The 23209-nt window shown below is 45.4% G+C and carries 19 protein-coding genes and 2 pseudogenes; 5 read left to right on the top strand and 16 right to left on the bottom strand.

Annotated elements, in window-relative coordinates:
- The 13 genes from ACVBDY_RS22100 to ACVBDY_RS22040 all read right to left on the bottom strand — a co-directional run.
- Nucleotides 1-806 (bottom strand): bile acid:sodium symporter family protein (locus ACVBDY_RS22100; protein WP_447177245.1); only part of this gene is annotated, 806 nt, incomplete at its 3' end.
- A gap of 30 nt (nt 807-836) precedes the next feature.
- Nucleotides 837-1325 (bottom strand): nuclear transport factor 2 family protein, encoded by a 489-nt coding sequence (locus ACVBDY_RS22095; protein ID WP_447177649.1) that lies wholly within the window; start codon nt 1323-1325, stop codon nt 837-839.
- A 188-nt stretch (nt 1326-1513) separates the two neighbouring features.
- Complete coding sequence (locus tag ACVBDY_RS22090; protein WP_447177648.1) at nt 1514-3691, bottom strand: pyrroloquinoline quinone-dependent dehydrogenase; 2178 nt, start codon at nt 3689-3691, stop codon at nt 1514-1516.
- Between the two features lie 19 nt (nt 3692-3710).
- Entirely contained in the window at nt 3711-4649 is a 939-nt protein-coding gene (locus tag ACVBDY_RS22085; RefSeq protein ID WP_447177647.1) for an RraA family protein, read from the bottom strand.
- A 186-nt stretch (nt 4650-4835) separates the two neighbouring features.
- Nucleotides 4836-6335 carry a mandelate racemase/muconate lactonizing enzyme family protein gene (locus ACVBDY_RS22080; RefSeq protein ID WP_447177646.1) on the bottom strand — a complete coding sequence of 500 codons (1500 nt, stop codon included), beginning with the start codon at nt 6333-6335 and terminating at the stop codon, nt 4836-4838.
- Nucleotides 6325-6594: a hypothetical protein gene (locus ACVBDY_RS22075; RefSeq protein WP_447177645.1), complete on the bottom strand. Its 270-nt coding sequence runs from the start codon at nt 6592-6594 to the stop codon at nt 6325-6327. The genes ACVBDY_RS22080 and ACVBDY_RS22075 overlap by 11 nt, the downstream gene beginning before the upstream one ends.
- Nucleotides 6595-6604: 10 nt before the next feature.
- On the bottom strand, nt 6605-8122 hold the full coding sequence (locus ACVBDY_RS22070) for a SusD/RagB family nutrient-binding outer membrane lipoprotein (RefSeq protein WP_447177644.1): 1518 nt from the start codon (nt 8120-8122) through the stop codon (nt 6605-6607).
- Between the two features lie 11 nt (nt 8123-8133).
- Nucleotides 8134-11640: a SusC/RagA family TonB-linked outer membrane protein gene (locus tag ACVBDY_RS22065; protein ID WP_447177643.1), complete on the bottom strand. Its 3507-nt coding sequence runs from the start codon at nt 11638-11640 to the stop codon at nt 8134-8136.
- A 232-nt stretch (nt 11641-11872) separates the two neighbouring features.
- The gene (locus ACVBDY_RS22060; RefSeq protein WP_447177642.1) at nt 11873-13090 is read right to left on the bottom strand and encodes a FecR family protein; all 1218 of its coding nucleotides are present in this window, start codon (nt 13088-13090) and stop codon (nt 11873-11875) included.
- Nucleotides 13091-13383: 293 nt separating this feature from the next.
- Nucleotides 13384-14022 carry a YiiX family permuted papain-like enzyme gene (locus ACVBDY_RS22055; RefSeq protein ID WP_447177641.1) on the bottom strand — a complete coding sequence of 213 codons (639 nt, stop codon included), beginning with the start codon at nt 14020-14022 and terminating at the stop codon, nt 13384-13386.
- Between the two features lie 252 nt (nt 14023-14274).
- Nucleotides 14275-14751 carry a hypothetical protein gene (locus ACVBDY_RS22050; protein WP_447177640.1) on the bottom strand — a complete coding sequence of 159 codons (477 nt, stop codon included), beginning with the start codon at nt 14749-14751 and terminating at the stop codon, nt 14275-14277.
- Nucleotides 14752-15061: 310 nt separating this feature from the next.
- Nucleotides 15062-15427: a DUF1304 domain-containing protein gene (locus ACVBDY_RS22045; RefSeq protein WP_447177639.1), complete on the bottom strand. Its 366-nt coding sequence runs from the start codon at nt 15425-15427 to the stop codon at nt 15062-15064.
- A 501-nt stretch (nt 15428-15928) separates the two neighbouring features.
- Entirely contained in the window at nt 15929-16387 is a 459-nt protein-coding gene (locus tag ACVBDY_RS22040; RefSeq protein WP_447177638.1) for a VOC family protein, read from the bottom strand.
- A 164-nt stretch (nt 16388-16551) separates the two neighbouring features.
- Here ACVBDY_RS22040 and ACVBDY_RS22035 point away from each other — a divergent pair, with 164 nt between their 5' ends.
- From ACVBDY_RS22035 to ACVBDY_RS22015, 5 genes are all read left to right on the top strand, one after another.
- Nucleotides 16552-17496, top strand: coding sequence for a S41 family peptidase (locus ACVBDY_RS22035; RefSeq protein WP_447177637.1), 945 nt, complete (start codon nt 16552-16554; stop codon nt 17494-17496).
- A 192-nt stretch (nt 17497-17688) separates the two neighbouring features.
- Nucleotides 17689-18828, top strand: a complete 1140-nt coding sequence (locus tag ACVBDY_RS22030) for an alkaline phosphatase (RefSeq protein ID WP_447177636.1) — start codon at nt 17689-17691, stop codon at nt 18826-18828.
- A 156-nt stretch (nt 18829-18984) separates the two neighbouring features.
- The gene (locus ACVBDY_RS22025) at nt 18985-19557 is read left to right on the top strand and encodes a Crp/Fnr family transcriptional regulator (protein ID WP_447177635.1); all 573 of its coding nucleotides are present in this window, start codon (nt 18985-18987) and stop codon (nt 19555-19557) included.
- 66 nt (nt 19558-19623) lie between these two features.
- Nucleotides 19624-20067 (top strand): carboxymuconolactone decarboxylase family protein, encoded by a 444-nt coding sequence (locus tag ACVBDY_RS22020; protein WP_447177634.1) that lies wholly within the window; start codon nt 19624-19626, stop codon nt 20065-20067.
- Between the two features lie 5 nt (nt 20068-20072).
- Nucleotides 20073-20867 carry a DJ-1/PfpI family protein gene (locus ACVBDY_RS22015; RefSeq protein WP_447177633.1) on the top strand — a complete coding sequence of 265 codons (795 nt, stop codon included), beginning with the start codon at nt 20073-20075 and terminating at the stop codon, nt 20865-20867.
- A gap of 73 nt (nt 20868-20940) precedes the next feature.
- On the opposite strand, the gene map is transcribed toward ACVBDY_RS22015, so the two are convergent.
- The 3 genes and pseudogenes from map to ACVBDY_RS22000 form a co-directional block, all read right to left on the bottom strand.
- A complete protein-coding gene (gene map, locus ACVBDY_RS22010; RefSeq protein WP_447177632.1) occupies nt 20941-21705 on the bottom strand; it encodes a type I methionyl aminopeptidase in 765 nt (254 codons plus the stop codon).
- A 280-nt stretch (nt 21706-21985) separates the two neighbouring features.
- Nucleotides 21986-22411: pseudogene (locus tag ACVBDY_RS22005) on the bottom strand (transposase); the annotation flags it as partial.
- A 238-nt stretch (nt 22412-22649) separates the two neighbouring features.
- Nucleotides 22650-23209, bottom strand: a pseudogene (locus ACVBDY_RS22000) (hypothetical protein); the annotation flags it as partial.

Genomic DNA, 23209 nt, shown 5'->3' with positions numbered 1-23209 from the left:
TCCAGCAGGCTGTCACGCCCCGCGGCTGTGATCACCACGATAATCAGGGCTATGCCCAGCATGGACACCACAGGCATCGCCTGGTCCAGCCATTTCGCCCTGCCGTGCAACAGCTTGTTGAAAAGCAACCCGGCGCCTATGGGAATAATGATCATTTTAACAATGTCCCACATCATCGCCATCACATCGATCTCTATAAACTCTCCCGCCAGCAACTTCATCAACACCGGGGTCAGGAAAGGGGCTAAAAGGGTGGCTATAGACGTAATGGTCAGGGACAACGCCAGATTGGCTTTGGCCAGGTAAGCCATTACATTGGAAGCCATACCACTGGGAGAGCAACCGATAAGCACAATTCCCGCAGCGATCTCCGGGGGAAAATCACTCACCGTAGCCAGGGCAAAACCTGACAGGGGCATGATGATAAACTGCGCCGTTACCCCGATAAATACCCCTTTGGGCGATTTGATCACGGACTCAAAGTCCCGCGCACTCATCGAAGTGCCCATGCCGAACATAATCACCTGGATCAAAGGGGTGATCAAACCTGTCAGTTTAAAATCACCGATACGGATAAAGTAATGCGGGTAATACATCGCCATGGATACCGCGGCAAAGATCATAATGGTATATACATAGCCCCGTAAATGGGCAAAACCGGAAAAGCCTATGGCCAGAGCAACAAAAAACAACACCAGGACAGGGCCTGCCTCCGGGATAAATCCCATCAGGGCCATAACGACATATACCAGTAACAACAAGGCTGCGAGGCCCAGAACAGTGAAAAATACTTTCTTTTTCTCCAAAATATGGGTTTTTAATAATTGGTAAGATGATTACAGTTTATACGCCTGCCGGGCCAGGAGTTTCCACTCCCCTTCCTGCTTTACATAAACCAGTACATTGCCGATACGGATATCCACAGGCTCCCCGGCATTGGTCGCCTTTGCTTCGAATATATGGCGTACAATGGCGGTACTGCCCGAGACCACAATCCGCTGGTCTGTAAAATCTACCTCTGTAAAATCGAAAGCACCATGAACAAGATCGTCTATAAATTTATCCTTGTCCTGGATAACACCGCTCGAATGACCATAGGTCAGCTCATCGGAAGTCAGATTGCTCAATAGGATTTCATCCGGCTCTATAATAACGCCACGGAGCAACTCCACCACAGCTTTCACCGCGTTCTGTTCCTGGGCAGGAATAACTAACGCTTCTTTTTCTGTTTTCACGGTTTCCGCTTTCTCCTTGCTGACCTCCTTACAGGAAACCAACAATGCCAAACAGCAGACCGGTATCCATATCTTTTGTAGTGTTTTCACAATTTGTTGTTTTTAAATAATTCTACGTTTCAAATACTTATAATGTTTCGGGTTCGATCCGCCCGAACACCTATCTTTAGACTATGGCCGGGCTTTCAAAATCCGAATCCAAACAGCTCTATCCTCTACCTCAACTCAACAACTCCGAACTCCATCCCGATATATATCGGGACTCATCAACTCCTCACCTACAACCCAAACGCCACATATTTTCCCCCGGTCTTTAATCCTCTGCCCCCGCCGGCAGCTATAACCACATATTGCTTACCGTTAATTTCATAGGTAATGGGAGTTGCAAACCCGGCTGCGGGCAATTGGTGTTCCCAGAGTACCTCCCCGGTTTCCTTGTCAAAAGCCCTTATTTTTTCATCCTTTGTCGCTGCAATAAACACCAGTCCGCCTGCCGTAACTACCGGTCCGCCGTAATTATCCGTTCCCGTTGCCGGTATCCCTCTTGCCGCCAGTTCCGGGTATTCCCCGAGCGGAACACTCCACAGGGTTTCCCCGCTGTTCAGGTCTATCGCATTCATTGTGCCCCACGGGGGTTTTATACCTGGATATCCTTCCGCATCTTTCAGTTGTTTCCATGACTTTACTACGTATTCCGGCTGAAAGCCAAAAACACTGTCTCGTTCTTTATCTGCCGGTTTACCCGGCTCAAATGCCTTTCGGTGTTCATCCTGCTGTTTACCGGCGCTTTCCGGCATGTCCAGGATATATGCGGACAAAGCACGGATATCTTCTTCCGAAAGGTGTTGAAAAGAAGGCATCCGCCCGCTTCCGTTTTTAATAATCTTATGTACCTCTTCGGAAGATAATTTACCGGACAGGTCTTTTAAAACAGGAAACTGTCCGCCTCCTTCCCGCTCCGCCCCGTGGCACATGGCACAGTTTTTCAGGTAAAGCCCCTGTCCTGCCGATACCGGCCCTTTTACCTCAAAACTGTCTACGCTCACCATTTGCAGTATCCACGGTTCTTCATTGGCATTCTGGTAAAGGATACCCCCGGTATCTATGGCATTTCCACCCCATTCCGCCCCGCCGCTGTAACCAAACAATACAGTCCCTTTTTCACTCGGCGGTGCAAACTTATGGGCATAGGTATATTTCTTCAATTGTTCCCTGACGTAGGTATTGGCTTCTTCCGAAATATCTGTAATATCAGTAGCAGTAAGCACCTGCCTGGAAAAAGGTTCCGGTTTCACCGGATATTTCTGCACAGGCCAGGGATATTCGCCGGGAAGGCCATCCACAGGCACGGGACGTTCTTCCACCGGAAACACGGGTTTGCCGGTATCCCGGTCCAGTACATAAACCAAACCGTCTTTGGTAGCCTGCACCACCACATCCCTTTCCCTGCCCTCTATCGTGATCGTGGTCAGGTTAGGCGGACAGGATATATCCCGGTCCCACAGATCGTGCATAATGGTCTGATAATGCCAGATATAGTTGCCCGTTGTGGCATCTAATGCCATAATGCAATTGGCATAAAGATTTTCGCCCTCCCGGTTGCCCCCGTAAAAATCGGAGGATGGCGAACCGGTACCGAAATAAACCGCGCCCCGCTTTTCATCCAGTACCATCCCGGCCCAGTTATTGGCGCCTCCTACTTCAGAATAGGCGTTTTCCGGCCAGGTTTCATAACCGGGATCTCCCGGGTGGGGAATGGTACGGAATACCCATTCCAGCTTACCGGTAACTACATTAAATGCCCTGATGTGCCCCGGTGCGGCATCACCACCTTCAGAAACGCTTGATCCTATAATGAGCAGGTCTTTGTAAAGCACACCGGGGGAAGTTGCGGTGACAGACAAGGATTGTACATCTTTATCCAGGCCCACGTCAAGCCCTTGGTGCAGGTCTGCTTTACCCTGCTCTCCGAATGTTTTTACAGGCTGTCCGTTGCGGGCATCAATGGCATACAGGGTTGGCCCTACCGTATAAAGGATACGCTGCTCTTCATTTCCTTCCCAATACACTACGCCTCTGCTGGTGTTTTTCCCTTGTGTACGATTGCCCGAAGGGGAAAACTTCCATAACTGCTCCCCGGTATCTGCTTTGAGGGCAAAAAGCTTCAGGCCGGGAGTAGTCCCATACAATATACCATCTACCACTATAGGCTGGCATTGTATTTGCCCGGAGCGCTGGTCCTCTTTCCCGGTTTCCGAAGCATCGTACATCCATACCACCCTAAGATCACGTACATTTTCCTTATTGATCTGCCGGAGTTCCGAATACCGGTTTCCTTCCTTGTTTCCACCGTATACAGGCCAGTCGACCGTATCAGAAGAGACCTTTCCAGGGGCATCTTTACAGGAAGTCAATCCCAGGACAACAACGACAAACCAATACACATATCCTTTCATAACATCCGAAAGTCTCCGGTTACAAATACTTGTGTGCTTTCAGATAATCGTTCAGTTCTTTCCGGGTCATCGGCAGTTTGCTGTCCGGGTATTGTCCCAGCCAGTCCACAAAATCTTTCTTGATCGCATCCGTCCACTGCGTATCGATCTGGCCCGCCGTATAGGTTTTCTCCTTCAACCGCTGAAAACCGAACTGGTCTCGCAGGTTGGTCACTTCCGAAGAAATCACCAGGTCACTAAGTAAGTGTGCAGGAATAAACACCACGCCGTAACGATTGGCCAGCACCACATCGCCGGGTAATACAATAGCACGCCCTATACGGATCGGAGCATTGATAGACGTCAGCATTTCCTGTTGCAGATACGACGGGTCATCCCCGCGGAACCAGCCGTTGAAATCCTCTATTTCCACCAGGCCTGCAAGGTCCCGAACCCCCGCATCGAAAATAAAACCGTTCCGGGAATTGGCATAAATGGCATTCCCCAGGTTGGAACCAATTAGTGTACCATCTATTACCCGCCCGTAGCCATCGGCTACATACACATCGCCTGGTTGCAGGATATCTATGGGCCAGGAGTTACTCCCTCCTATAGTATCCCGGTTTTCCTTGACACCCTGCATTTTTACCACCTTATCAAAATCCGGACGCAAAGGCATATATTGCGCCGTCAGTACCCTCCCGGTCATTACCCGGTCATCATGGACCATCTTCCAGCCGCCTTCGTACTGGTTATGAAAACCCTTCCCCCGAAGGAATCCCCACGCTTCTTCCACATTAATGGCTTTTAATCGCTTCAGAAGGGCATCGGATACTTTAGGACGTCCGTCCTCAAGCCGTTCTCCCTCCCATTTTGAGGTCAGAGTCTTTATATAGTCCGGTGGCGAAGCCACATGCTGGGCAGAAAGTCCCAGAGATAGCAGTATCAGTATTAGGCTTACAATGTTCGTTTTGTTCATGTCTTTTTCTTTTTTAAATGGATTGTGTTTTTTGGGTTACAGGTTACAAATTACAGGTTACAAGTTGCAGGTTGCAGGTTCAGGCGTAGTCAGTTTGGGCATAAAGCGAGGTGGCTGAGTGTTCCTAACTGCGTTCGGAATGTACCAAAGCCACCGGATTTATAAACTCAATAACCTGATACCCCCCTAACTATACGTTCGGTCATGCGAACGGACCTCGTCCCATTCCTTGGTCGGGGCAAAGAAGGTTTTATCGCCGGGATGCAAGTGGGCTTTTACCACATCTTCGTTCAGTTCTATGCCAAGTCCCGGGGCCGTCAGCGGTACCGGGGCGAAACCTTTGTCGATCATTTTACCGCCCCCGGTCATCGTTACCAGGTCTTCCCACCACGGAACATCTACGGAATGATGCTCCAGTGCCAAAAAGTTCTGCGTGGCGGCAGCACAATGTACATTCGCCATAAAGGACACCGGCGTACCCGCCTGGTGCATGGCCATAGCGATGCCAAACTCTTCCGCATAGTCCCCGATACGCTTGGTCTCCAGGAGTCCGCCCGAGGAGGCCAGGTCCGGATGGATGATATCCACGGCCCGGTTATGGATCAACGGAAGGAAATCTTTAAGCAGGTAAATATCTTCTCCCGTGGTGGTAGGTGTTTCGATAGCTTCGCTGATCACTTTCCATTGTTCGTGGTATTGCCATGGTACCATATCTTCAAACCACGCCAGACGGTATTTGTCAAGCTTACGGGCCAGGCGGATTCCGTTATTCAGATCGAAATGACCGTAGTGGTCCGTAGAAATCGGGATTTCATAGCCTACCATATTCCGTACGTTTTCCACTATGGCAGCCAATTCGTCCAGCCCTTTTTCGGTGATCTGGATCTGTGTAAAGGGGTGCATGGTATTGGCATAGGACATCGGGTTCTGACGGTCGCCCCATTGGGCCAGGTTACCCTTGGTGTCTTCCCAGAACTTCGAATTGACAACCGTTCCCGGCTTGCCTTTCAGTTCGCCTATGGAAACATCCATTTTCAGCCAGGTATAACCCTGGTCCTTGATCCGGTAATTGATCAGTTTCTGCTGCTCTTCGGGTGAATGGGCCTCGGGGGTATCGGCATATAGCCGTACTTTATCCCGGTAACGCCCCCCGAGCAACTGCCAGGCCGGTACATCATAGGCTTTACCACAAATGTCCCACAAGGCCATCTCTACGGCACAAACCCCTCCGGCCTGTCTTGCCGGGCCGCCGAATTGTTTGATCACCTTGAAGATCTTTTCTACATTACAGGGATTTTTCCCCAGGATACGACTCTTCAGCATCAGGGCATAGCGCACATCTGCCGCGTCTCTTACTTCCCCCAGCCCGTAAATACCCTGGTTGGTATCGATACGGATAATGGCCGTGCCTCCCATAACGTTGGTCAGGGCATAGCGCATATCGGTGATCTTTAATTCCGACGGAGCCGAACTCCGTTTGACTTTGGACGTGGTCTGAGCCATGGTATCTTCGAATGACATCCCCATAAATCCTGCAAGTCCGATACCCCCAAGGGCTGTCTTTTTCAAAAAGTTCCGGCGGGCAGATCCCGTAACCGGACTATCTATCTCGGCCTGGCGCGATGCTGCATAAGCCTTTTCTTCTGATTTGTTTTTGGCAATAAGACGTCTTAACTCATTTTTCATAAGTTCTTGTTTTTAGATTGGTAAATGTGTTTTTTGTAATGATACTGTACGTTGTTATTTCCGCTTCCGCGGTAGTGGTATTTTTTATGTTTTTAAGCCACGGATACACGGATATAGAGGTCTTGCACACGGGGTGCGGAATACCTGTAGCTTTTCTTTCAAATTTCTCCCTGTTGCTCAGCTCAGGCACCTCCCTTCTCCCTATCCTGATGTATATCAAAACTATCGGGATGAAGGGAGGAGCTTTTTTTGTTTTCACGATGTCAAGGCTACTGGTCCCACCAGACCCTCGTGTCCAGGTTATCCGGCCCCATACGGGATACGGCTTCACTGATGTGTTCCCCGTTTACGGCCAGTTCCGAACTCGGATAGGTAATCCTCCGGATAAACTCCCCCGTAATATCCTGTCCGGAATACGGATTTGGGGTAAGGTCCGGATAGCCGGTCCTCCGGAAATTGGCATAGGCCTCGGGTCCGTTGAGGAAACAGGCTATCCAGTACTGGTCGTAAAGCTGTTCTAAAGAACCTCCGTAGGGATGACCGGCGATGTACTGGTCTATATCCGCAGCAGGGATGGCGCTGTTGGTATCGTATTCGGCCATGAGTTCCATATGTGCCCTTACCCCGGTCTCGAAATAATCTGCCGGGTCTCCGGACACCCACCCGTAAGTAGCGGCTTCGGCAAGTAACAGTTGTGTTTGCGCGTGAGTAATCAGGTACATCGGCGCTCCAATCTTTACCATTCGCCTGCGGTCTACCTGGCTGAAATCATAGAAACTTGCCAATCCCAGGGCAGATGCGGCCTGTCCTATGGTACTGTTATCGTGCCCCATAGGCATACCCACCTGGTCGGCCAGGTCTGTGGATGCATTGGCCGGGACCTGCTCCGTTCCGGATGCCGCCCCTACATAGCGGACGGCTATGGAGCCCAGCCTGGGATCGTCGGTATCCGCAAGAAAGTCGACAAAGGTGTCTACCAGGTAAAAATTATTGGCTTCGGAACCGTTCAGGAAGTTCCCTATAGGGTTGGTAAAATTGCTGTCGTGGCGGATGACGTAATTATCTTCGTTAGATGTCATCACTCCACCGGCAAAAGCATCTTCCACGGTTTGCCGGGCAAGGGTTTCATCGGCATTAATGATGTGCATTCCCAAACGAAGCAGCAGAGAGTTCCCCATTTTACGCCATTTGTCAAGGTTCCCTCCATAGAGTATTTCCCCGGTTACGGCATTGCTATTGTCATCGAGGGCGGCTACGGCTTCTTTTACTTCGTTGATCAGGTCGGTATAGATCTCCTGCTGCGGATCATATCGCGGCAATACGATCTGATCGGAGATCCCCTTCCCGGCTTCGGAATACGGAATATCGCCGTAGCTGTCCGTAAGCACCATAAACGTAAAAGCCTGGATAATACGTGTCATCTGTAACAGGTTGGAATACTCCGGGTCGTCCTGTATGTGACTCATCAGGTCGCCGGTATTTTTTATGACGGTCTCGTAATAATCGTCCCATACTTCCGCCGAAGCAAAACGGTTGTCCTGGTTGTGGTTCCCCCCGGTAAGTAAACCAGAATTGGGGGTTACCACCTGCTGTACTATGGCGGCATCGTATTTAAGCTGCCCGGTGGCGAAGGAGGTCCCTATCACCGCATTGTTAAATATAAATACCGGGTCTACGTCTGTAGGGTCTACGTCGTTGGTATTGATCTCTTCAAAATCCTTTTCACAGGCTGTGTTCAGCAAGGAAAACACCACTGCAAAAACAAAATATACTGTATTTTTCATCATGGTTTCCTTTTTTAAAATTTTAAGTTCAGATTAAATCCCATGCTACGGGTAGTAGGTACGCCGGTAGATTCGAGCCCGGAAACATTATCCGAACTGAATGCAAAGGAATCCGGGTCTATATTGTCCACCCATTTCTTCAGTATAAGGACATTGTTGGCCACAATACTGAGTTTGGCTCCCTTGATAAAGGATTTTTCGGGAATGAGCTTATGAAAATCATAACCTACGGTGATCTGCCGCAGTTTCCAGAAACCTCCGTTATACACAACGGGCTCGATGATCTGTGATGCCCGTACTACTTCCCAGTATTGCTGGGACTCCGTAGCCACCGTATTGGGCTGTCCCTGCAGGTTCACGCCTTCTCCCACAACACCGGTCTCCCTTCCGGGCACGGTCATTTTATGCAACCCGTGACGAACGGCATTGAAGTTGGTACCGGAGATCATCTTGTTACCGAGTTTGAAATCTATGAGAAAGGAGAGGTTAAAATCCTTATAGCGGAAGTTATTGGTTATCCCTCCCATCCATTTGGGCAGGGCGCTGCCAAAGAAAACGATATCTTCGGTAGGCAGGGCCCTCCCGTCATTACCGAAAATGCGGCGCCCCTGTTCATCCCTCCGGTATCCGAAACCGGCAAGCTGACCTATTTCCTGCCCGACGACCTGGTACAAAAACCCGTTGAATATATGTTCGCCAACCAGTATCCTGTCTCCCGGTTCGTCAGTGAGCAGGCTCAGTACCTTTGTTTTATTATAGGAGCCGTTGATGTTCAGGTCCCACTGAAAATTATCGTTTTTAACGGGAATTATATTCAACAGCGCTTCAAAGCCATCGCTCCGGCTCTCCCCGCTGTTTATCAGCGTATTGGTAAACCCGGAGGTGTTGGATATCTGCGCGGGTATGATCTGGTCTTTGGTTACCTTACGATAAACGGCCACATCGAGGTTCACCCGGCTTTCGAACATCCGGATATCCAGTCCTATCTCCGCCTCGTTAGTACGCATGGGCTTCAGGCCAGGGTTGGGCAATGTGCTGGTATTGGCCCCTGCTACGGGTTGTGCACTGCCATCAGGGCCGGTAAAGAAGTTGGGATTGATATCATAAAAGAGTACATCGGAATACGGTGGTACATCCGTATCGCTCCCCACCTGTGCGTAGGCAAACCGGAGTTTACCGAAAGATAGCCATTCCGGCTTGTTGGTAAACGTATTGGAGAAGACATAACTTCCGGATACGGACGGATAAAATATGCTGCGGTTCTCCGGCGCCAACGTAGAGAACCAGTCGTTCCGGAACGTACCGCTCAGGTAGTAGGTATCTTTCCAGGAAAGGTCTACCGCCCCATACACGGAATTTACCGCTCTTTCTGAAATAGCATAGGTAGGGTCTTTAACACGACCATTCTGTACGGTATAGAGATCGCGTATCACAAAGTCGGTCACATCTACCCTGTTGACATCCATACGGCGTTTCATCCGGTTTCCTCCCAGGTTTACACCGAGGTCAAAATCTTCTCCGAATTCCTTGTTAGCCGAGAACAGGATATCCATATTGGTTTCCCGAAACCTTCGTACTTCCTGGGTAAAGGTACCGTTAACAAACCCATCCGGGGCCGGGCCCCTGGAAGCCTGCCCGGTAGGAAAGCCGTTATAATCCTGGTCCCTTGACCAGTAATCCTGTCCTACCCTGCCCTGCACGAAAAGCCAAGGGAGCAGGTTGTACTTCAGAGCTACATTACCAAAAATACGGTCTCTCTTAATATTGTTGAACTGCTCCGCCAATGTAAAATATGGGTTTGTCCGGTTACGGAAACGGGAATACACATATTCGTTACCCTGCGCATCATATTTATACTGGTCCAGCAAATCCAAGGGCATGGAATTAGCCATGTTGTATAAAGACACCGGGATGGTATTGTCCTGCTGTCCTACGTTTGGCGGATTGGTATTTATTTCATTGGAGTAATTAACGTGTACATTCACATTCAGCTTATCGGAGAAGTCATGGGTTACGCCAAGGCTTACGGTCTTTCGTTCAAACTCATTATTCGGGGTGATCCCCTGACTTTTAAGATTGGCCAGCGACAGGTTAAAACCTCCTTTTTCCCCGCCCCCGGCAATGGATACGGAATTGGTAACATCCAGCCCGTCCCTGTAAAATTTCTTTATCCTGTCCCTTTGCGGAGCATAGGGTACTTCCACACCGTCAAACAAGATCTGTGTCATCCCCGGTTCGAACCTTTCACCGAAGGACCATTGCCCGGAAGTCGGGTTGGCTGAGGTGGGGCGCATACCGTTTTCTCCCTGTCCGTATTCATACTGAAAATCGGTGAAATCCAACGGGGTATGGTTGGTCACATTGAGATTATAGGTAACGCCAAGCCCTTCTCCTTCACCCCTGGTCTTGGTGGTGATCATAATAACCCCGTCCTTGGCCCTGGAACCGTAAAGCGCGGCAGCCGTGGCCCCTTTCAGGATCGTCATATTTTCTATATCGTCCGGGTTAATACTGGAGAAACCGTCTCCCCCGTCGGAGTACACCCCGCCATCACTGGTACCGGGTTCTCCCCCGGTACTCCCGGGATTGGTCCCGAAAGAGGTGTTGTCTATAGGTACCCCGTTGACCACAATAAGCGGGCTGTTGGTCCCGGAGATGGACGATTGTCCGCGGATACGTACTTTAGATGATCCGCCGGGACCGCTTCCCAGGGCGGAAACATTTACCCCGGCAACCTTACCCTGCAGGCTGTTCATAAAATTGGAGGAACGGTTTACGTTGACTTCCTCCGGTTTTACTTCCGAAACGGCATAGCCCAGTTTACGGGATTCCCGTTTGATCCCCAGGGCGGTAACGACTACCACGTCGAGGGTTTGCACATCTTCTCTCAGGGTTACATCTATTGTTGTCCGGTTACCTACGGTTTCCTTTACCTGTTTCATCCCTATATAGGTAAAGACCAATACGGCATCCATACCCGGAACCTCTAAACTGTAGTTTCCGTCAAAATCGGTTACTGTTCCTTTGGTGGTCCCTTCTACCAATACATTTACCCCGGGTACGGGAATACCCTGTTCATCAATAACAGCTCCGCTTACCGCTACCTGTACGGCATCCGGACGATCGTTACCGGTTCCGGGCAGGAAACTCTTTAACCTGCCATTATCCATCTTCAGGATAATCTGCTTGTTCAGGGTCTCATAAACAATAGGTGTCCCGGTAAAAAGCCTGTTCAGCACCTGCGATAAAGGTACCTGGTTAAAATCTACGGAAACCCGCCTTTTATAATCCACTTCCCGGTCGTTGTACAATACCTTGTACTCGGTCAGCGTTTCGATCTCTTTGAGTACCTTTTCGAGGGTTACATCCTCAAAGTGCAGTGAAATTTTCACGTCCAGTGAAAAGTTTTCTGCCTGTACCTGGAACAAAAATGTCGCGAAGAAACAGATCAGGAGTTTCATCTTTAAGTCAAACTTTAATGCATGAATAAATACACTCCCTGACTTCAGAAGGTTTTTCATATCTTTGCTTTGGTTTATGTGGTTAAACATTGTTTTAATCACTCCATATCAAATCGGGGGATGTGCCACCATCTTCCGGTTTTTTTATACGGGTAATTTTTCTTTTTTACGGTTATATTATCTTGTCATAGGCAAATTTGTTTTTATAGGTTTCGGGTAACAAGTTGCAGGTTCCAGGTTGCAAGTTGCAAGTTCCTAAACAACTAACAACTCCTCAACTCCCAAACTCCCCTCAAGGGTTAATCACAATATCATCACCCCGGATCGTGTATTCGAAAGGATAATTCCTGTCGAAAGAATTCAGTATGTTCTCTATGGATTCCTTTTCGAAACTGGCTGTAAATATCTCTTTATCCAGGGTTTCGTTCTTATTGACTATGGTTATATCGTAATGCCTTTCCAGCCTTCTCAGTATTTCGCCGAAGGGCACGTGATTAAAGATCAGTTTACCTTCCATCCAGCCGATGTACAGACCGGTATCGACCTCTTCGAAAGAAATATCTTTTTGCGTTTTGTCCCATGTCGCTTTTTGTCCGGGTACCAGCATGGCGGCTTTTTCCGGGTTGTAGCCCTCACCCTCTTCAAAAAGGGCTACCGATCCTTCGAGCAGAACAGTACGTATACGCGACTCTTCTTTATAGGAATTCACTACAAAGCGGGTACCCAATACCTGTACGTTAATACCCTCCGTTCCTACCACGAAAGGCTGTTCCGGATTTTTCTCTACATCAAAATAGGCCTCTCCTTCCAGGAATACCTGCCGATTCCGGTTCCCGGTGAAGTGTACAGGATACTTTAAGGATGAACCCGCATTGAGATGTACGGTAGTACCATCGGAAAGGGCGAGTTCAAAAGTCTTTCCGAAAGGAATTTGTATTTCGTGGTATTCCGGTGCAGCCGTACTCACGGCATCTCTTTCTTTCCGGTAGTTAATACGGCTTCCCTGCAGCACACCTACAATCTGCCCATTCTTGTCTTTGATATCTACGTTCTCCGCTTCTCCCAGGATTTTAATATTACCATCGGGCAACTTAAGGGTTATATGCTGTTCCTTTACCCCGGCCTCCGGGGTTGGTTCCCCGGGCAAATGGTCCCGGAAAAAGAAATAACCTACGGCAATAAAGCCTATAAATACGGCGGCTACTTTTGTCCAGGTATACAGATACCTCACTTTTTTAACCGGCGGACGGATAGCGGCTTCTACCTTTTGCCAGTCTTTATTCCTGGTTTTATAAATCTCTTTTGCCAGCTTGTGCTGCGCTTCTATCTTTACCGGATCGGAAAGGTGTTCTATGACATAGTCCCTGTCCTCGTCACTGAAAAGATCGCCTTCAATATCGGTTCGCTCTATCCGTTTTCCTCTCAAGATCATGTCGGCAAGCTTTTTGGCTAGCTTTACTATTTTACCAAAATGGGTCATAATATTTTGCGCAGTTAACAATTTTAGCATTCATATTTTACGCACTACATAATTAAAGACGACAAATAGTTAAGGAAGGGTTAAAAAAAATTAAGTTTTTTTGAGAAAGTTGCGGGTTGTGGGTTTCAAGTTGCAAGTTACAGATTACAGATTACAAGTTGCAGTTTGGCACAAAGCAAGGTCGCTGAGTGTTCTGAACTACGTTCGGAATGTATCGAATCCACTGGGCTGTGGATTTCTGAGTTGACGAGATGCACAAAGAGCGCGCAGAAATACACGGAGAAATTTAAGTGGCGGGAAAGCCTTTTCGGGGTATGGTGTTTTTATTTTTCTTCAATCGTAATCAATTGGTCCGAGTGGAACATTGCGGCGGGGGAAATTACTTTTTCGTCCATTGGAATGTTGTTTCCGTATCTTTCTTTCATTTTGGTTTGAACAATGTTGTCTGTGAGGTTAAAGTCCGAAAGCCGTTCGAGTTGTCCGATTTCAATATCAGCCGTTTGTTTATAGATCTTCCAAACGAGTTCGGAGCAATAAATTTTATCGTCCGACCATTCGAAATAAATGTCATAGGATTTTCCTTTAAACTGCTCTCCCGTTTGTTTCATTTTTATTACAACATCCGGAGTCAATATCTTGTCGGCATTTTTCAATCGTTTTATGACATAGTATCCTTTTTCTCCACGGTTTATCCATTCTTTCAAAGGAGTTAGTTTTACAGGCTGAACCGCTTCATAAACAAAATACTGTCCGTCATCTTTGTAAATAATGCCCATGTGGCTGTACTTAGAATTTGTTGCTAATTGAATGGCTTTACTTTGACTTGATTTTGAAGTCTGGAAAATGATGTCTCCATTCCGAATTGTCTGTCCGGGTCTTTTTTTATCCTTGTCAGAACCACGGTTTGAACAACCCAATAGGATTGTTAACCCGATAAGCAGAATTGTAAACGATTGTCGCATTGTTTTATGTGTGTTGCCACGGGCAAACCCGATTGGCAATTAAACAGTATCTAAAATCAACTACCTCGGGGCAATCCCGATAATTATTGGAACACGAGGTATTCAAATGAATAAACCTTAACTCATTTCAATGCAGAGCCCTTCGATATCCCGATAATTTGGGATCAGGACAGGCGTTGGGGAATAAGCCCCATTTAATGGAATTCAATTTGTCTTAACATAGAATATCCTTTGCGGAAGAAGCAGTGTTTTTTAATCTACATAAAGTTTAGTGCCTTTTCCTAATTCCTTTCCATCAACAATAAACCTGATCTGTTTCTGTGATTTTGGTACCTGGACAATAAGAAAGGGAGCTAATGCTTTATCGTCATTTTCATGATTAGAGTTCACAAGATTATATTCCACAACCAAACTTTCCTTGTTTTCCTTAATTCCAATCAATTCAATATCATCAAGTCCGTTTTTGTCTTTGTCGGAATGGAAAGCCTCGATCAGCATTTTCTTTTTATAAAGTCCTTTTTCGTTAAGTTTATATTTTTCCCGGAAATCTGCCGGCAGATAGTCTTTGTTAAAAAATTTATTGAAACAAACGATTTGTAAATTCGGAACAGGTGAGTCTGTGCCTTCCGCAATAATAGTATACTCCACTTCCTTCAAGAGACTATCCTGAGCATAAATTTCATTAAAAGTAAGGAGTGATAACATGCAACACCATAGTATGACTTTCATTTTAATAGTTTTGATTTTAGTATGTGATAAAAGCTTAATATCCACGAATTTTCCTCGATTTTTGACCCCGGCCTAAAGGGTGAATCAAGGAAAATCAGGCTCCCTTTAGGGCCGGGGTAAAACTGATTTTCCGGGAAACAAGGTTAAAGTAATATTTATCATGTATTAATAGTTTTGATTTATTTGTTTTCATTGGATTTAATTACCAGGATGTGATCCAAAAGATCTTTGGTTACCATTTTTGGTTCTCTGGTATTACAGGTACTTTTTTCACTACACTTAAACAAGCCTGAATAAATCCATTGTTTCCCTAAGAAAACAACACAAAAACAAAGGCGATAATTGCCGGTAACGCCTGGACTATAAATATTTTCCGGGAAGCCGTTATGGCTCCGTATACTCCTGCCACGATTACACAACCCAGAAAAAATAAACGAATGTTTGCAGTCCACTCCGGGTCTGAGATCAGAAACGACCAGATCAATCCGGCCGAGAGAAAACCGTTGTATAGCCCCTGGTTGGCGGCCAGCGCTTTTGTGGGTTTAAACAATTCTGCGGGAATGTTTTTAAACGTCTTCTTCCCTACTGTTTCCCAGGCAAACATTTCCAGCCATAAAATATACAGATGTTCCAATGCGACCAAAGCGGTCAATACTTGTGCTATTATGGCTACCATTTTTCTTTTGTATTACCCGGAATAATTATTCCGTATGACTAAAGTAAGTAAAATTATAATGAATTCCGTATGGAAAGTTCGGGCAGGAAGTTTTGACAAGCGCAAACTTTGACGTATACACACAAGATGGTTTGGAATTTCAATCCCCCCGTAGCTACGCTGGGGGTTCCCATACTTCGACTTGGTTAGGCACCAGTGTCTTCAGATGAAGAGAGGAGCCTTTTCTATTATTACTCTACAAGACTAAAAGCGGGAGGTTCGGGTTGCAGGGTATTAATGCGGAAAGAATCAACTCTCACGAGGTATTCAAACGAACAAACCTTAGCCCATTTCGATGCAGAGCCCTTCGATAAACTCGGGACAGACTTCGGGGAATTCATACTATTTAATGGGGTTAAAATATAAAGTTGATGGGCACTCGTTGCAAACGAGCGCCAGAGTTTCCCCGTGTTACCTGAATAACCTAATACCCAAATCAACTCATTAACCAAACCACCTGTTTTAGTCCTTGGCATCATTAATTTCTACCCAGTACCCATCCGGGTCGGTCATATAAATCTGTTTTACGCCATCTACCCTCTCGGTAACCGTTTGTTTTTCACCTTTCCAGCTTTCGTAGGCAATTTTGTTTTTATTCAGCACTTTAATAAAGTCCGGAACGGACGGAACGGAAAAGCAAAGATGGCTGTTTTTATCTTGCTTTACAGCCGTTGTTGCGCCCTGTATTAAATGTAAATGAGCATTGGAACCAATGGAAAACCAGGTGTGTTTGCCGTCATGGAATGGTTCTGGTATGGTATCTAACCCCACAATGTCCCGATAAAAGTGCGTGCTGTTGGCCAGGTCAACAACGTAAACGGCAATATGGTTGATAACGGCCTTGGGCTTCGCTTCCTGGGCACTGAGTTGAAGGGATAATAAAAAACAAAATGAAGTGAGGAGTAACAATGATTTTTTCATGAATGATAGATTTTGCAGGATGGTTTTTATATTAATATTCCATTGAAAAGGGAATAAAGATAATTAAAAGAATAAATACCATTTTCCTCCGGAATTATCAAATAAGAAAAAACCTGTATATTTAAAGTCAATTCAATGAATTACCCCCAACCAACTTCATATACGTGAAAAAATTACTTACACTACTTATTCTGACAATTTTACTTTCCTGTAAGAAGGACCCCCAGTGGAATTTTGATACTTTTTTTGACCAGGTATTTGGCTTAATTGAGGAGCGATCTATAAAAAAAGACGATATCAACTGGACGGCATTAAAACAAACGATAAAAGATTCTATAAAAACATTTAAATCCAACGACGATGTCTACCGGGCTATTGATTATACTGTAAAACTTATTGATGACGGGCACAGTATTTTTCTTCCATCATCGACTCCCAACCCTTTATTATCCGATACTTTGAAAATACCGGAAATAACATCAAAGGTTTTAGACGGTGATATAGGATATCTCAAACTAACAGGGTTTCTTGCCAATGATAGTATTAGTACAATATATACACAGAACATCCGTAAATCTTTAATGAAATTAGATAAAGAACATAATTTATCAGGCTGGATTATAGACCTTAGAAAAAATAAAGGAGGTAAACTATCTACCGAATGCCTGGGCGTAGCTCCCTTATTTCAAAAATCATTAGTGGGCATTGCCAAAAACAATAAAAATGAATTTATAGAGATTTCCTGCTTTCCGGATGCTTTCTATTTTGGTGATTATAAAATGGATAGCATTACTTCTGATACGTTATTATTAAACAAAAATAAAAAAATTGCTGTGTTAGTTGGAAACAACACCGCAAGTGCCGGAGAATTTATTAGCCTTGCCTTTAAGTTTCAGGACAATACAAAAGTATTCGGTGAAAAAACGAGAGGAATGACATCTCACCTGGAATTAATATCGTTTATGAGTGATGCAAAACTTTTGTTGGCCTCAAAAAACTATTGTGATAAAAATAAAGAAGTCATCCACGGCAGTATTGAACCGGATATAAAATGTGATTTGAAAGAAAGTACGGAAAAAGCTATACAATGGATAAAAGATGCTTCTTAGTATTTTTATGATCTCACCTGGCGCTTGTCTGCAACGAGTCTCTTTACCGTATACAACGTTTGTAACACCCCCTCCACAAAATACCCCAGAAATATAAAGCCCGGAAACGGGTATAATCCGTTATGATTGCTAAATTTGAGAACTGATATGCAAACAGCTATTATTCTAAAATCCTAATTTAACACGATAACAATGAAATTACTAGCCAGATTAAGTGCTCTTACCGTGCTTTTTATCATTTCCGCTTGCAGCATTAATGTAAGCCCGACGGTTAAAACCGACCTGGAAAACGCGGAAATCAGCGTAAACCAAACCGGTAAACGCCCTAAAAATGTAATCCTGATGGTTGGAGATGGCATGGGAGTTACCCAGGTTTCCAGCGCGATATACAGAAATAAAACACTCAATGTAGAACGGATTACCAACGTAGGCTTCAGCAAAACCAGTTCTTCTTCCGAACTGATTACGGATTCTGCCGCGGGGGCCACTGCTTTTTCCATAGGTGAAAAAACATATAACGGCGCCATTGGCGTAGACAAGGACGGAAAACCGAAAGAAACGCTGCTGGAACTTTTGGGTAACGATGGTTATTCCACCGGGCTTATTGCCACCTGCGCTATTACACATGCCACCCCGGCCAGCTTTTTTGCCCACCAGCTGAAAAGAAGTATGGAAAACGAAATTGCTGCCGATATGGTCAACGCCCCGGTAAACCTTTTTATCGGCGGAGGGAAAAAGTATTTTGAAAACCGTGTAGACGCTAAAAAGGAACCTTTTGATAACCGAAACATCATCAAAGAACTGGAAGACAAAGGGTTTTCATTTGTCAATACTTTGCAGCAACTCGAAGCTACCTCCGGTAAGGTAGGCTATTTTATTGCGGACGACCAGCCGGAGTCCATCCTTAAAGGGCGTGACGATATTTTGCCGCGTTCCATAGCGCCATCCATCCGTCACCTGCAAAACGAATCGGACAAAGGGTTCTTCCTCATGGTAGAAGGCTCACAGATCGATTGGGGTGGCCATGCTAATGATGCGGAATATATTATAACGGAAATGATTGATTTTGACAAAGCCATTGGCAAGGCACTGGACTTTGCGAAAAAAGATGGTAATACGCTCATTGTCATTACTGCCGACCACGAAACCGGGGGCTATTCCCTCCCGTCCAAAGATGGTAACTACAATGACCTGGACGGAAAATTCACCACGGGCGGACACACCGGGGTTATGGTCCCTGTTTTTGCCTATGGCCCGGGCTCAGAAGCTTTTCGCGGTATTTATGACAACCACCAGATCTATCATAAGATCAGGCAGGTTTTGGGGAAGTAGTTGGCCCGTGAGCATTACAAATGCAGAAGATAATCGGTGCTCGTTGCAGATGAGTACCTATGTAGAATACTTACGGTAATTCACTACTTTTGGGTTGTAATGGAATTATTATCATTATTTACAGATAACACAACCCTATAAAACCCCGCTTTTAAGATGAAAGAACTATATGAGCATATTTGTAAATTTATTGTTCTGAGTGACGCTGAATTTGAAGAGATCGCTTCTTATTTCGAACGGGTTTCGTTGCGCAAAAAGGATATCATTTACCGGGCGGGAGATAAAACTCTGGATCACTACTTTGTTATTAATGGTTGTATGCATATGTACTTTATTAATGACAGGGGAGCTGAACAAACAATACAGTTTGCCATTAAGGATTGGTGGATAACAGATTATTTAGCCTTTCAGCATAAAACGGTTTCGAAGTTTTATATCCAGGCGGTAGAACCTTCGGATGTTCTTCGGATAAGCGAGCAAAAACAGGAAGAACTATTAAAGCGGTTTCCTCAAATGGAGACGTATTTCAGAACGATTTACCAGATTGCCTATGGCGCTGCTTTAATGCGGATGAAATACATTTTCAGTTATTCCAAGGAAGAAATTTACTTTAAGTTCAGGGATGCGTTCCCGGATTTTGTACACAATGTTCCGCAATACCTGGTAGCTACTTATCTGGGGCTATCTCCGGAATACGTTAGTAAATTAAGGCGGAAAAGCACTTCTTGAACCAGTTCAATTTTATTGCCGGACATTGCACATATCTTTGTTCCATAAATTGAAAATCAAATCATTATGGAGCCAAGGATTCAGATAGACAAACTACAACCGGAAGCGTATAAGGCCATAATAGCCCTTGAAGGACATATGTCTAAAATAAGCGAACTTTCCGCCACGCATAGAGAGCTCATAAAAATAAGGGCCTCACAAATCAACGGCTGTGCATTTTGTATTGCCATGCATACCAAAGATGCTTTGAAATATGGGGAAACACAGGAACGGATATTTCTTTTGAACGCCTGGAAAGAGACAGATCTGTTCTCTGAAGAAGAAAAGGTTATTTTATCCATAACGGAAGAAATTACTTTTATACATCAAAACGGGCTTACGGAAAACACCTATAACCGGGCTATTAATCTTTTTTCGGAAACTTACCTGGCACAAATTATTATGGCCGTAACGATGATTAATGTCTGGAACAGGATAGCTATAAGTACTCATAAACCAATTATACACTGAGAATTATGAATAAAAGTTTAACAGTAGCCATTATTTTATGCGCCACCCTTTTAGGGAGTTGTAATGAAAAGAAGCCGGAAAACGCTGCTATGCCGCAATCCGACCAAAGTAATCTGACCAATAGCAATGGCAAGGCGACAAATGATCCGGTACATGCTACCGCAACGGAAGCATCTCAAAAACTAAAGCCGTTAAATCCGGACTTACCGACGATAGGAATACTCATGTTCAACGGTGTTTTAATGACCGAAGTTACCGCCCCGCTCGATGTGTTCTCCAAAAATTCGGAAACAGGTAAACCGTTGTTTAATGTGATTACCATTGGGGAAAGCTACAATATGATAACCTGTGAAGAAGGTTTAAAGATGTTTCCTGATTATACCTATAGCAACGCGCCGGTGCTGGATGTCGTCATTGTACCCAGCGCCTATGATATGACGACTAAAGTCAAAGACACAAAATTACTTGAATTTATTACCAGGCAGAACACGAACACGGATTATACGGTAAGCAATTGTGCCGGTGCATCGCTTCTTGGAGCAACGGGCATTGCGGATGGTAAAAAAATAGTGACCTGGATAGGCGGCGGTAATGATTTGCAAAAGAATTATCCCAACCTGCTGGTCCAGGATGATTCGGAGGTAAGTTATGTAGAGGACGGGAAGTTTATATCTTCGAACGGTAACCTGGCTTCCTATATTTCTTCCCTGGAACTGTTAGAAAAACTAACGGACAAGGAACACAGGAAAACCGTAGAGTCTCATTTATACCTGGACAGGTTGCAACGTTGGAAAAACTAATTGTTGTTTATACGGGATGTATAAAATTCCGCCTGGTGCTCGTTTGCAACAAGCGCCAGGTTAAACCTTTGGTTTAGTTTAGTATTCCGTTCTCTTCAGTAAGGATAATGGGTTTACCATCGGTAATGACAATAGTATGCTCATGCTGTGCCATATAACCGCCTTTATTCCCTACCATTGTCCAGCCATCGGCAAGGGTATCGGCATAGGTGGAGTTCGTAGCAATAAAAGTTTCGAGAGCTACTACTGAATTTTTCCGGAACCTTCTCCGGTCGAATTTGTTTTTGTAATTCAAAAGATCTATGGGTTCTTCGTGCAGGCTCCGGCCCACACCGTGACCGGCAAGATTTTTAATTACTCTATACCCGTTCTTTTTGGCTTCGGTTTCCATTAGTTGTCCTATATCCGAAATCCGAACGCCTCCGCGGATATGCTCCAGGGCTTTCCTCAAAATTTCTTTGGAAGCATCGACGAGTTTTTGGTGTTGGTCAATATCTTCCCCCAAAACAAACGATCCGCCATTGTCTGACCAATACCCGTTAAGTTCGGCAGAAACATCTATGTTTACCAGGTCACCTTCTTTAAGAATACGTGTGGCGGACGGTATGCCGTGACAAAACTCCCCTCCTACACTTATACAGGTGTGCCCCGGAAAGCCATAGGTAAGGAAAGGCGCAGATTTCGCCCCGAAACCCGAAAGAACTTTTGCTCCGTAGTCATCGAGCTCTTTGGTAGACATTCCCGGACGGGCATAATTTGTCATTTCCCGGAGTGTACAGGCCACCGCCTCACTTGCCCGTTGCATACCTGTTAATTCGGATTCTTTGGATATGGACATAGATATTGTTTTTATAAGTAGTATACAAAAGTACAAACAAAAGCCTTTTGGGCAAAGCTATTCGTGCAGCCTCCACACTGGCTCTCGTTTGCACCTTAAATCCGCAACTCCGGATACAAATGAAAAGATACCCTTTTGGATAGCTTAAGGTAGGTAAAAAAGGGGGGTGGTTCCTTTTTGGAAACAAAAATGCTTGACCACAGGACGTATTTTCCCCTTGAAGGAACTATCCTTTTAAGGCAAAAACCAATATTTTCAAAGAGCGACTGCCGCAGACCTCCTATATTTTCAAAGCTATATCCCCATATATTTTTAAGTGCCATTGCCTTGAATGATACACCCATTTAGCTGGTATGGCAATAAACCTGAAGATAAACTTTTTAATTCTAAAGGAAGGCAGGAGTCCCTTAACCTTTTTGGAAAACGCCTGGATGATATAATGGTAAAGGTTGCGACAAATTGCTGTTATTTGTAAGTAAACAAGATTCTGTTCCAGTATAGAGAACGGTAATTTCCCCCATCCAAAGTCATTTTTCAGCACATCGAACTCTTTTTCTATGGTTCCCCGTTGATTGTAGTCATACACGGTATCGTCCACTTTGCTTTCTTGATCGTTGGTGATGATCACCCAATAATTACAGGCTTCCCCCGTAAAAGCATTGATCTGCCCGGCTCTTCTTTTTTCCTTGGTGACGATAAACCTGTAGGGCCTTAGTTCTCCCTTTGATTTGGTATCCCTTGCCGCCCGTTCAAAAGGGACGTAAAATGTTTCTCCCCTGAAAGTGTCCTCCTTTTTTTATCCATTTGTTTCCATTGTTTTACCGAAGCTATAGTACTGGCCAAGCCTGCGGACATCCTAGCCTTGATGTAAAATTTGTCCGTATGTTTTTCAACGACCTTGATGATCTTGAAAGTGTACGAAGCGCTGTCTGCCCTAAACCTGTTTACTTTGATGCCCTTTCAAGCTGCCCAAACATACGCTCAAGGGTTTCTTCTTGCAATATGGCGGCGTTGCTCCTCCCATTTCGATTTTCCACATAGACTATTTTTGAGCCAACAAGCCCAACCCCGGGTATGTAACCAAGTTCTTTGTGGTAGGTACGTTCTGCATCCTGCTTTTTGGTAAAACAAACCGTGTTGTCATAGTCCAGGTCGACTTTGTTTTTGGACAAGCCAAATAACCTGTTCAATACCGAAAGGTTTAAATCCGACAGTTTTTCATGGATAGCAAAGTGGTGTTGGAATTGCCCTCTTGGTGTAGAAAAAAAGTTTCCTGGCATTGCCAGTTCCTTTAACCTGCCCAGAACCCTGTCCGGACTAGGAACTTTTAAAAAAGGGGATTGAGACAGGCTTGGCTTAAAATTTCCGGACAAATCTTCGGCGCAATCCCCACCACAAAAGAACACAGACCAATAACTGTATAAAATATCCCGCCAATCATAACAACTTTGGGAACCAAGACTTGGGAGCTGTTCGTTGAGCAATTGGCCCAAGCCTTGCCGGT

The sequence above is a fragment of the Sinomicrobium halophytocola genome (assembly GCF_052983395.1).
The sequence above is the reverse complement of the archived record's forward strand: the minus strand, read 5'-3'. Positions and strand labels throughout refer to the sequence as shown.

Coding starts and splice junctions, on each gene's coding strand:
- ACVBDY_RS22090 (WP_447177648.1), bottom strand. CDS start 3,691: ATGAAAGGATATGTGTATTGGTTTGTCGTTGTTGTCCTGGGATTGACT.
- ACVBDY_RS22085 (WP_447177647.1), bottom strand. CDS start 4,649: ATGAACAAAACGAACATTGTAAGCCTAATACTGATACTGCTATCTCTG.
- ACVBDY_RS22080 (WP_447177646.1), bottom strand. CDS start 6,335: ATGAAAAATGAGTTAAGACGTCTTATTGCCAAAAACAAATCAGAAGAA.
- ACVBDY_RS22070 (WP_447177644.1), bottom strand. CDS start 8,122: ATGATGAAAAATACAGTATATTTTGTTTTTGCAGTGGTGTTTTCCTTG.
- ACVBDY_RS22065 (WP_447177643.1), bottom strand. CDS start 11,640: ATGAAAAACCTTCTGAAGTCAGGGAGTGTATTTATTCATGCATTAAAG.
- ACVBDY_RS22060 (WP_447177642.1), bottom strand. CDS start 13,090: ATGCTAAAATTGTTAACTGCGCAAAATATTATGACCCATTTTGGTAAA.
- ACVBDY_RS22055 (WP_447177641.1), bottom strand. CDS start 14,022: ATGCGACAATCGTTTACAATTCTGCTTATCGGGTTAACAATCCTATTG.
- ACVBDY_RS22050 (WP_447177640.1), bottom strand. CDS start 14,751: ATGAAAGTCATACTATGGTGTTGCATGTTATCACTCCTTACTTTTAAT.
- ACVBDY_RS22045 (WP_447177639.1), bottom strand. CDS start 15,427: ATGGTAGCCATAATAGCACAAGTATTGACCGCTTTGGTCGCATTGGAA.
- ACVBDY_RS22040 (WP_447177638.1), bottom strand. CDS start 16,387: ATGAAAAAATCATTGTTACTCCTCACTTCATTTTGTTTTTTATTATCC.
- ACVBDY_RS22030 (WP_447177636.1), top strand. CDS start 17,689: ATGAAATTACTAGCCAGATTAAGTGCTCTTACCGTGCTTTTTATCATT.
- ACVBDY_RS22025 (WP_447177635.1), top strand. CDS start 18,985: ATGAAAGAACTATATGAGCATATTTGTAAATTTATTGTTCTGAGTGAC.
- ACVBDY_RS22020 (WP_447177634.1), top strand. CDS start 19,624: ATGGAGCCAAGGATTCAGATAGACAAACTACAACCGGAAGCGTATAAG.
- ACVBDY_RS22015 (WP_447177633.1), top strand. CDS start 20,073: ATGAATAAAAGTTTAACAGTAGCCATTATTTTATGCGCCACCCTTTTA.
- map (WP_447177632.1), bottom strand. CDS start 21,705: ATGTCCATATCCAAAGAATCCGAATTAACAGGTATGCAACGGGCAAGT.